Source organism: Nocardia sp. NPDC041819 (genome assembly GCF_055590505.1).
This window is the reverse complement of record NZ_JBVJAP010000007.1, coordinates 123,380-132,890: the sequence shown is the minus strand read 5'-3', so window position 1 is coordinate 132,890 and position 9,511 is coordinate 123,380. Positions and strand designations below refer to the sequence as shown.

9 protein-coding genes are annotated in these 9,511 nt (G+C 67.9%); 8 read left to right on the top strand and 1 reads right to left on the bottom strand.

Annotation, left to right across the window (positions count from 1 at the left end; all coding sequences use genetic code 11):
• The first annotated feature begins 15 nt into the window (after nt 1–15).
• Together ACZ6DL_RS21325 and ACZ6DL_RS21320 are read left to right on the top strand one after the other, a co-directional pair.
• Nucleotides 16–432, top strand: coding sequence for a cupin domain-containing protein (locus ACZ6DL_RS21325; RefSeq protein WP_040867020.1), 417 nt, complete (start codon nt 16–18; stop codon nt 430–432).
• Nucleotides 433–556: 124 nt separating this feature from the next.
• Nucleotides 557–1,282 carry an NAD-dependent epimerase/dehydratase family protein gene (locus ACZ6DL_RS21320; protein ID WP_466053456.1) on the top strand — a complete coding sequence of 242 codons (726 nt, stop codon included), beginning with the start codon at nt 557–559 and terminating at the stop codon, nt 1,280–1,282.
• Here the strand turns inward: ACZ6DL_RS21320 and ACZ6DL_RS21315 are convergent.
• Complete coding sequence (locus ACZ6DL_RS21315) at nt 1,260–1,988, bottom strand: polyprenol monophosphomannose synthase (protein WP_357044323.1); 729 nt, start codon at nt 1,986–1,988, stop codon at nt 1,260–1,262. The two genes, ACZ6DL_RS21320 and ACZ6DL_RS21315, sit on opposite strands and share 23 nt — an antisense overlap.
• Nucleotides 1,989–2,104: 116 nt before the next feature.
• On the opposite strand from ACZ6DL_RS21315, the gene gmd reads away from it, so the two are divergent.
• Genes gmd through ACZ6DL_RS21285 form a run of 6 tightly spaced genes read left to right on the top strand, consistent with a single transcriptional unit; the run spans nt 2,105 to nt 9,319 of the window.
• Nucleotides 2,105–3,127 (top strand): GDP-mannose 4,6-dehydratase, encoded by a 1,023-nt coding sequence (gene gmd, locus ACZ6DL_RS21310; RefSeq protein WP_040867022.1) that lies wholly within the window; start codon nt 2,105–2,107, stop codon nt 3,125–3,127.
• Complete coding sequence (locus tag ACZ6DL_RS21305; RefSeq protein ID WP_466053454.1) at nt 3,124–4,377, top strand: class I SAM-dependent methyltransferase; 1,254 nt, start codon at nt 3,124–3,126, stop codon at nt 4,375–4,377. Before gmd ends, ACZ6DL_RS21305 begins: the two co-directional genes overlap by 4 nt.
• 1 nt (nt 4,378) lies before the next feature.
• A complete protein-coding gene (locus tag ACZ6DL_RS21300; RefSeq protein WP_466053452.1) occupies nt 4,379–5,326 on the top strand; it encodes a GDP-mannose 4,6-dehydratase in 948 nt (315 codons plus the stop codon).
• 1 nt (nt 5,327) lies between these two features.
• Nucleotides 5,328–6,512 (top strand): class I SAM-dependent methyltransferase, encoded by a 1,185-nt coding sequence (locus tag ACZ6DL_RS21295; RefSeq protein WP_466053451.1) that lies wholly within the window; start codon nt 5,328–5,330, stop codon nt 6,510–6,512.
• A 4-nt stretch (nt 6,513–6,516) separates the two neighbouring features.
• Nucleotides 6,517–7,695 carry a nucleotide disphospho-sugar-binding domain-containing protein gene (locus ACZ6DL_RS21290; protein ID WP_466053449.1) on the top strand — a complete coding sequence of 393 codons (1,179 nt, stop codon included), beginning with the start codon at nt 6,517–6,519 and terminating at the stop codon, nt 7,693–7,695.
• A gap of 55 nt (nt 7,696–7,750) precedes the next feature.
• Complete coding sequence (locus ACZ6DL_RS21285; RefSeq protein ID WP_466053447.1) at nt 7,751–9,319, top strand: glycosyltransferase family 87 protein; 1,569 nt, start codon at nt 7,751–7,753, stop codon at nt 9,317–9,319.
• Nucleotides 9,320–9,511 lie beyond the last annotated feature (192 nt).

The window sequence follows — 9,511 nt, the reverse complement described above, 5'->3', positions numbered from 1 at the left end:
TGAAGGGATGCAGTAATGAAGGTCGAAGTCCTCACCCCCTCTTGCAACCTCGACACCGTCCGCGACGGGCGCGGCGGCATTTTCACCTGGGTCCCGCCCGAACCCCTGCTGGAGTTCAACCTGATCTACATGCACCCCGGCAAAGTGCGCGGCCTGCACTACCACCCGCACTTCGTGGAGTATCTGCTGTTCGTGGAGGGCAACGGCGTGCTGGTGACCAAGGACGACCACGAGGATCCGGACTGCCCGGAGGAGTTCATCCACGTGTCCAAGGGCATCTGCACGCGCACGCCGATCGGGGTGATGCACACCGTGTACTCGATCACCCCGCTGACGTTCATCGCCATGCTGACCAAGCCGTGGGACGAGTGCGATCCGCCGATCGTGCAGGTGGCGCCGCTGCCGCACACCTTGGAAGGCAACGGCGCGTGAGCGCTGTGACCACAGGACCGGGATTGCTCCACCGCGGGCGGCCCGAGCGCCGAAGCGGACACGGCGCGCGGGCGCAGGGGCCGAAGCCCCCCGCGAGCGATGTGTATGCCGGAAAGGACTGCGCGTGAGCCGATTACGTGTGGCCGTGGTCGGCGCCACCGGATACGTGGGCGCCGCGCTGGTCGGCGCGCTCGCGAGAAGCGGACGGTGGGAGGTGGTGCCGGTGGCACGCGCCGATCATGAACGTCACCGCGCGGCCGGTCGCTACGACGTGCTGATCAATACCGCCTGCCCGTCGAAAAGGTTCTGGGCCGAGCATCATCCCGACGCCGATCGCCAGGAGACGGTGGACAAGACGCGCCTGCTGCGCGAGCGGTGGGACTGGGACCGGTTCGTGCAGATCAGCAGCATCTCCGCGCGCACCCAGCTGGACACCGTCTACGGCCGCCATCGCGCGGAAGCCGAGCAGATGTGTCGCACGCCGGACAGTCTCGTCGTGCGGCTCGGTCCGATGTACGGCGGGGACTACCGCAAGGGCGTGCTGGCGGACATGGCTGCCGACCGTCCGGTGTTCGCCAGCGGCCGCTCGCGCCAGAGCTTCGCCCCGGTGGAGTGGTGCGCCGAATGGATCGCCGCCCACCTCGAGGACACCGGCCTGCGTGAGGTCGGCGCACGCACCACCGTCACGCTGGCCGAGGTGCGCGACGCGGTGGGCTCACGCTCGGAGTTCGCCAAAGATCATGTCGACGACCAGTTCCCGATCACCGCCACCGGCCCGGACTGGCCGGAGGCGGCGGCGGTGATCGACTGGCTGGCCGGGCGGAGGGTCAGCGGTGCGCGGGCGAACTGAGGCGATGCCTGCTGGGGCGCAGATACTTCTCCGCGCACAGCACCAGCAGGAAACGCACGCTGGTCGCGACGTCTCGGGTGCGCATCTTGGACGCGCCCGCGGTGCGGTTGAGGACGTGGATCGGCACCTGCTCGATCCGGAACCCATTGGCGGCGAGAATGTAGAGACTTTCGAAGAAGAAGGAGTATCCGGTCGAACGGACACGATCGAAAGCCGCCACCGGAACGGAGTCGAGCCGGTAGTATCGGAACGCACCGGTGGCATCGTAGGGCATCCGCAGCAGTGTCACGGTGAGGAAATGCCCGACCCGGGTGAGGACCTTGCGGAAGGGAGTCCAGTCGGCGAGGCTGTCCTCTTTCAGATACCGCGATCCGACCACGACGTCGAAACCGGCCGCAGCGGCGCGCAGCGCCGGAAGATACGACGGCGGATGCGCGAAATCGGAATCCATCGTGATGATGTGCCGATATTCTCGCGCGTAGGCCCAGCGAATTCCGGCCTGGTGTGCGGAGCCGACGCCTTGGCGCCCGGCCCTGTGCAGCACGTGGATGCGGGGCGCGTGCTGTCGGGCCAGCTCATCGAGCAGATCTCCGGTCCCGTCCGGGGAGTTGTCGTCGACGAACAGGACATCGAAATCGGTGCCTTGTTCCAGGATCTGAGCGAGCAACGGGCCCACGTTGCGACGCTCGTTGTACGTCGGAATCATTACCAGAGTTTTTTCGGAGGCCGCGCTCATGCAATCGAATTCTAATACCGGCGGCGACCGAAAGATAGGTATTGCCCGCTTTTTGGCTACCCGTTAGTCTCGGGGTTGGAGGTTTGATGAGAAAGGCGCTGATAACCGGCATCACCGGCCAGGACGGGTCTTATCTGACGGAATTCCTGTTGCAGCAAGGATATGAGGTGCACGGGATTATCCGGCGTGCGTCGAATTTCAATACCGACCGGATAGATCACCTGTATTCCGATACGCATTCCCAACGCCGGCTGTTCCTGCACTACGGGGATCTGATGGATTCCAGCAGCCTCAACCGGATCCTGGAGGACGTGCGCCCGGCGGAGATCTACAACCTGGGCGCGCAGTCGCACGTGCACATCTCGTTCCAGATCCCGGAGTTCACCGCCGAGACCAACGCGATCGGCACGCTGCGCATCCTGGACGCCATCCGCAAGACCGGCATCGCCACCCGGTTCTACCAGGCTTCGTCCTCGGAGCTGTACGGCGGACTGCACGATGTGGCTCTCAGCGAGGACACGCCGTTCCATCCGCGTTCGCCGTATGCCGTGGCGAAGCTGTACGCGTACTGGATCACGGTCAACCATCGCGAGGCCTACGGGATGTATACGGTCAACGGCACCTTGTTCAATCACGAATCACCCCGGCGTGGCGAGGTTTTCGTCACCCGCAAGGTGACCCGCGGCGCGGTGCGCATCGCGCAGGGCAAACAGGACAAGCTGTTCATCGGCAATCTGGACGCCCGCCGGGACTGGGGATACGCCAAGGAGTACGTCGAGGCGATGTGGCTGATGCTGCAACAGCCCGAACCCGACGACTACGTGATCGCCACGGGCGAGACGCACAGCGTGCGCGAGTTGTGCGAGACCGCCTTCTCCGCCACAGGAGTCGAATTGATCTGGGAAGGAACAGGTTTGGCGGAGAAGGGAATCGACCGGCGCACCTCGCGGGTGCTCGTCGAGGTGGATCCGACCTATTTCCGGCCCGCAGAGGTGCATCATCTCACCGGAGACCCGAGCAAGGCGCGCGAGAAGCTCGGGTGGGCGCCCCGCACGAGTTTCACCGAACTGGTCGAGTTGATGGTCGCCCACGATATGGAGAACGTGTGAGGCAAGCAGTGGCGGTGCAGGGTTGCCGAGTGTGCGGGAACACCCGGCTCGAGACGGTGGTCGACCTCGGCACGATGGCGCTGACCGGGGTGTTCCCGGCCACCGACCCGACCGAGGTGCCGCGCTACCCGTTGGAGTTGGTGCGCTGCGTGCCCACCGGCAGCGAGGAATGCGGGCTGGTGCAGTTGCGCCACACCGCCGACTTCGACGAAATGTATTCCCCCGGATACGGATACCGCTCCGGACTGAACACATCTATGATCGACCACCTCGCCCACCGGGTGGCACGGATCCGGCAGCGGGTGCCGTTGTCGCCGGAGGATGTGGTGATCGACATCGGCAGCAACGACGCGACGCTGCTGCGCGCCTACCCCGAAGGGTCGGCGACGATCGTGGGCATCGACCCGCTGGGGGAGAAGTTCCGCCGGTTCTATCCGCCGCACGTGCGGCTGGTGACCGGGTACTTCACCCGCGAACTGGTCGAATCGGCGTTGGCGGGGCGACGGGCCAAGGTGATCACCTCGATCGCCATGTTCTACGACGTCCCCGCGCCGCTGGAGTTCATGCGCTCGGTGTACGACAGCCTCACCGACGACGGCATCTGGGTGCTGGAGCAGAGTTATCTGCCCGCGATGCTGGCCACCACCTCCTACGACACGATCTGTCACGAGCACCTGGAGTACTACACCCTCGACCAGATCGAATGGATGGCGCGGCGTTGTGGCTTCGTGGTGCTCGAGGTGGAACGCAATGCCGTCAACGGCGGCAGCTTCGCGCTCACCTTGGGCAAGCGGGGCGAGCCCTCGCCTGCCGATGCCGCCGCGCTGGATCGCATGCGGCAGGAGGAGTCCACGCTGGGGCTGCACACCGCGCAGCCGTACGCGGACTTCGCCGAACGAGTCGAGCAGCATCGCGAACGGGTCCGCGACTTCTTCGACCGCTCCCGTAAGGCGGGCCTGCGCACGCTCGGTTACGGAGCCTCCACCAAAGGCAACGTGGTGCTACAGCACTGCGGGATCGGCCCGGAGGACCTGACGTGCATCGCGGAGGTCAACGACGACAAATTCGGCAAGTTCACCCCCGGCAGCGCGATCCCGATCGTGTCGGAGGCACGCGCCCGCGAGCTGGCCCCCGACCAGTTCTTCGTACTGCCCTGGCATTTCCGCACGATGATGCTGGAGCGTGAAAGCGCCTTCCGCGCGGCGGGCGGGCGGCTGGTGTTCCCGCTGCCGGAGCTGGACGTGGTGTGAGATGACCGTTGTCGTCACGGGTGCGGCCGGGCAGGACGGCACCCTGCTGTCGGACCTGCTCACCGCGCGCGGTGAGCGCGTGCTGCGCATCGGCCGCGACGGCCCGGTCGACATCACCGACGCCGCCGCGGTCGAGGAGCTGATCGCCGCCGAGCGCCCCGCGCAGGTGTATCTGCTCTCAGCGGTGCAGCACTCCTCGCAGGACGACCACGGCGACCCGCGCGAGCTGGCCCGCGCCTCGCACCGGGTGAACACGCTGCCGGTGCAGCATTTCGCGGAGGCGATCGATCGTCACCGGACGGATACGCGGCTGTTCTACGCGGCCTCCTCGCATGTCTTCGGCTCCGACGGCGCCGCGGTGCGCGACGAGAACAGCGGGCTGCGACCGGACTCGATCTACGGGGTGACCAAAGCGGCGGGCCTGCTGGCCTGCCGCGCCTACCGCGCCCGCGGCGTGTTCGCGGCCGCGGGCATCATGTTCAACCACGAATCACCGTTGCGGGCCGAGAAGTTCGTCACCCGCAAGATCGTGCGCGCCGTCGCCCGGATCCAGCGCGGTGAGACCACCACGGTGGAGGTGGGCAGGTTGGACGCCGGCGCCGACTGGGGGTACGCGCCGGACTACGTCGAGGCGATGACGCGCATCCTGGCCCTCGACGAGCCGGACGAGTTCGTCGTCGCCACCGGCGAACACCACACGGTCGCGCAGTTCTGCGCGGCCGCGTTCGGCATGGCCGGACTGGACTGGAACGACCATGTCCGCGAACGTTCCTCGGTGCTCACCCGCAGCGGGCGACCGCTGGTGGGTGACGCGACGAGGCTGCGCGAGCGGACCGGGTGGCGCCCTTCGGTGGACTTCCACGGCATGGTGCGCGCCATGCTCGTCGCCGAGGGCGTGCGCCCGGCGGAGCAATCGAGGCCGGTACGCACCGGCGGAACGGATGGATGACGTGCCACTGAACGACGAGAATGTCCTCGCCGCCCACTTGATCTCCGTCGCCGACGGCGTCTACGAGGAGACCGCCGCGCGGATCGGCGAGATCGGCACCGAGGCGGTCGCCGACGCGGTGCTGAAGGAGATCGCCTGGCGCGCGAACTACGGATCCCGGCCGGGGCAGCCGGTCACGGCGGTGTTCGAGCTGACCCACGAGGGCAAACAGCTCGACTATCTGCTCACCCTGGGCGCCGAGGAGCCCGCGATAGCTCCCGGCTCCCTGGAGGATCCGTGGCTGGTGGTGCGGCAAGATCTGGTGGAACTGCTGCGCACGGTCTACGGCCCGCCCGACGCGGCGCTGGGCACGCGCGCCATCGCGATCAAGGACGAGCCGGGGCCGGGCAGTTTCGCACCCGACGACCCGTGGCGGGTGGCCCGCGACGCCGCCGCGGTCGCCGCCGACCGTATCGTCACCGCCTGCCGCCCACAGCACTACGACCTCAACGCGCTGTCGCTGCACTTCGGTTCGGACAAGTGGGGCGGGCACTGGTACACCCAGCACTACGAGCGGCATTTCGCGCCGCTGCGCGACAGCCGCGTGCGCATCCTGGAACTGGGCATCGGCGGCTACACCGCACCCGATGTGGGCGGCGCGTCGCTGCGGATGTGGAAGCAGTACTTCCGCCGCGGGCTGGTGTTCGGGCTGGACTACTTCGACAAGTCCGGCATCGCCGAGCCGCGCCTGCAACCGCTGCGCGGCGATCAGGGCGACGCGACGTTCCTCGACGAACTCGGCAGCTCACTGGGCCCGTTCGACATCATCATCGACGACGGCAGCCACATCAGCGGTGACGTGATCGCCTCGTTCCGGGCGCTGTTCGCCCACCTGCGGCCCGGCGGGCTGTACGTGGTGGAGGACACCCAGACCTCCTACTGGTCGGGCTGGGGCGGCAGCAGCACCGCCACCGACGACCCGGCCACCAGCATCGGTTACCTGAAAACCCTCGTGGACGCCTTGCACCACCAGGAATTCGAGAAGGAATCCGGCCGCGCGACAGGCGCTTTCGACGACTGGATCGGTGCGCTGCACTTCTACCACAACATCGTGGTCGTCGAAAAACGCCGCAACGCCGAGCAATCGGCTCCATCATGGGTGCCTCGGCACACCAATCCGATGGAGTGGATGAAGCCGAAGGAGTGATCGGATGAAGTTTCTTGTCGTGCCGGTGCCCTCGTCGGGCCACCTGCTGGCGATGGTGCCGTTCTGCTGGGCGCTGCGGCTGGCCGGGCATGACGTGCTGGTCGCCTCACGCGACGACGTGACGGCCACCGCGCTGCGCTCGGGGCTCAACGCCGTCGAGTTGACCGCGCTCAACGTGCCCATGGACCAGTTGCGCACCCAGGTGAATCCGGGCATGTTCCCGCTGCCGCTGTTCGCCGACCGCGACCTGTCCAGCGGGCAGGGCCTGTGGCAGATCGCCGCGCAGAACTGGCACAACCATGCCTGCCGATACCTCGAGGCGTTCGCCGCGGTGGCCACCGACTGGCAGGCGGAGGTGATCCTCACCGACCCGCTGGCCACCATCGGCCGGGCGCTCGGCGCGCACCTGGATCTGCCGGTGCTGGTGCACCGCTGGGGCATCGACCCCACCGGCGGCCCCTTCACCGAACGCACCGCCGCACTCGCCGCCGAAGCGGGCACCCGGCTGGCCGACCCGGTCGCCGTGCTCGACATCTGCCCGCAGCGGCTGCAAGCGCCCGACGCCGCGCCGGGCACCCCGCTGGGCTACGTCCCGTTCAACGGCACCGGCGCGCTGCCGCCGTGGCACCGCAACGAGCACGGCCGCAAGCGGATCGCGGTGTGCATGGGCGGCAGCACGCTGGGCCTGACCGGTCCGCGGCCGCTGGAATCGGTCCTCGCGGCCCTGGCCGACATCGAGGACGCCGAGGTCGTCGTCGCACTGTCGGCATCCGACCGGGCCACCGTCGGCGAACTGCCCGGGCATGTCCGGGTCGTGCAGGAGGTTCCGCTCAACTTGTTCCTGCCGAGCTGCGATCTGCTGGTGCACCACGGCGGCTCGACCACCGGCCTCACCGCGGGCTGGTTCGGGTTGCCGCAACTGGTGCTGCCGCAGATGTTCGACCAGTTCGACTACGCCCGCGGCCTGGTGCGCAGCGGGGCCGGGCTGGCCGCCGAGACCCCCGCGGGCCAAGGCGACATCGACGCGCTCACCACCTCGATCCGCACGCTGCTGCTCGAACCCGGATTCCGCGCCGCCGCCGAACAGATCGGCGCAGACCTGCGCGCCGCACCCACCGCGGGCGACGTGGTGTCCCAGGTGGTTCCGCTGCTGACCGGGCACGCCACAGCAGCGACCAGATAGACCATCCGCGCGGCCCGGATCGGGCGGCGCGGGAACCGAAAGCCGTAGGTTGCAGATGATATCCAGGACATGGACCACGTTCCGTGGTTCGCTCGACTACTTCGCCGCGATGTACGCGGTGTTCGTCGTCGGCATTCTCGTCCCCGTCGTGATGATCGTGCTCTCGCTCACCGGCCTCCCCGGACCGGTGACCGCCGTGCTCGGCGTCGTGTGCGCGGTGGCGCTGTTCGTGCTGTTCGTGCCGACGGTGCCCGCAGAGTGGCGGGAGGTGGTGCGTGCCAAACCGATCGTGGTGCGGGTGCTGTGGAGCGTGGCCATCCTGCTCGTGGTCGCGGTGCTGGCCCGGTTGACGCAGTTCATCCTCGACGCCGACAACGTCGACGCCTCGCTGTCGGCCGACGACGACTTCCTGGTGAAGAAGACCCACCTGTCCGGTTACATCAGCGGTGCGCTCATGGCCGAGCACGACCCGGCGAGCCTCTACGACCGCCACCGCTACGAATCACCTCGGGCGGATTCGATCCTGCCCGCGGTGGCGCCGCAGGATCGCGACGCCTACCTCTACCCGCCGCCGTTCCTGCTGCTGCCCCGGTTGCTGCTGCTGTTCAGCCACGACTTCGCCACGCTGCGCGCGCTGTATTACTCGCTGTACGTGGCGATCGTGCTGGTGGCGATGTTCGCCATCGCCCGCTGGGTCGGCGGCAGGCAGGGCGGGGTGCTGGCGGCGCTGACCCCGGTGGTGTGGCTCAGCCTGCCGACCCTGGCGACTTTGCAGATCGGCAACATCCATGTGCTGGTGCTGTATGTCGGCGGGGCGGGCGCCATGGTGCTGTTCCATCGGCGGCGCAATATCTTCGGCGGCGCGGCGCTGGCGTTCGCGATCATCGCCAAGGTGTCCCCGGCGATCCTGCTGGTCTATCTGCTGGTCCAGCGGCGCTGGCGGCCCGCGGTGTGGACCGCGGTGTTCGGCGTGCTGTATTCACTGGCCACGCTGGCGATCTTCGGCTGGGAGCCGTGGCGGCAATTCCTGTCCGACGGCACATGGCAGCGGCTGGCCAGCGGGGAGTTCCACCAGTTCGTGCTGGTGGAGCGAGCCAACCAGCTGGTCAATTATTCGCCGTTCGGGCTGCCGTACAAGGCGAACATCATGGGCTGGGATATCGGCGATCCCGTCGGGCCCGCTCGCGTGATCACCAACATCTACACGTTGTTGCTGCTGATCCTGGTGGCGGCTACCGCGGTCCGTATCCACCGGCGGCTGTCCGCCGGGGCGGAAGGGCCGCGGGTGCGTGCCGAGCAGCTGGCCATCTGGCTGGCGGTGCTGACGCTGGCGTCGTTCCGCGCTCCGTTCGGGCCGTGGGTGTACATCGCGGTGGGCGCGGTATGGATGCTGGCGGTGTACGCCGGGCTGATGCGCGGCGGCAAACGCACCGTCGCCCTGCTCACCGTGGCTTGGCTGATCGTCGCGGTCTACAACGAGAACGTCTACTTCACGGTGGTGGCGCAGACGGTCATCTACGTCGCCTGCTTCGTTGTGGCCTGGCGGGCGAGCGCGGGCACCGATCCGGAACCCGCACCGCCGCAGGAAGACATGCCACAAACCGAACGGGTCGGCACGGCATGAGCGGTCAGGCCCGGAGGCGGAAGCGCAGCGTGACCACGCAGGGCCCCGCTCATGCCGACAACAGACACGGCATGAGCGGTCAGGCCCGGAGGCGGCAGCGCAGCGTGACCACGCAGGGCCCCGCTCATGCCGACAACAGACACGGCATGAGCGGTCAGGCCCGGAGGCGGCAGCGCAGCGTGACCACGCAGG

What these genes read in the sequence shown, in the direction of transcription:
- ACZ6DL_RS21325 (WP_040867020.1), top strand. Translation starts at nt 16, where the DNA reads ATGAAGGTCGAAGTCCTCACCCCCTCTTGCAACCTCGACACCGTCCGC.
- ACZ6DL_RS21315 (WP_357044323.1), bottom strand. Translation starts at nt 1,988, where the DNA reads ATGATTCCGACGTACAACGAGCGTCGCAACGTGGGCCCGTTGCTCGCT.
- gmd (WP_040867022.1), top strand. Translation starts at nt 2,105, where the DNA reads ATGAGAAAGGCGCTGATAACCGGCATCACCGGCCAGGACGGGTCTTAT.
- ACZ6DL_RS21300 (WP_466053452.1), top strand. Translation starts at nt 4,379, where the DNA reads ATGACCGTTGTCGTCACGGGTGCGGCCGGGCAGGACGGCACCCTGCTG.
- ACZ6DL_RS21290 (WP_466053449.1), top strand. Translation starts at nt 6,517, where the DNA reads ATGAAGTTTCTTGTCGTGCCGGTGCCCTCGTCGGGCCACCTGCTGGCG.
- ACZ6DL_RS21285 (WP_466053447.1), top strand. Translation starts at nt 7,751, where the DNA reads ATGATATCCAGGACATGGACCACGTTCCGTGGTTCGCTCGACTACTTC.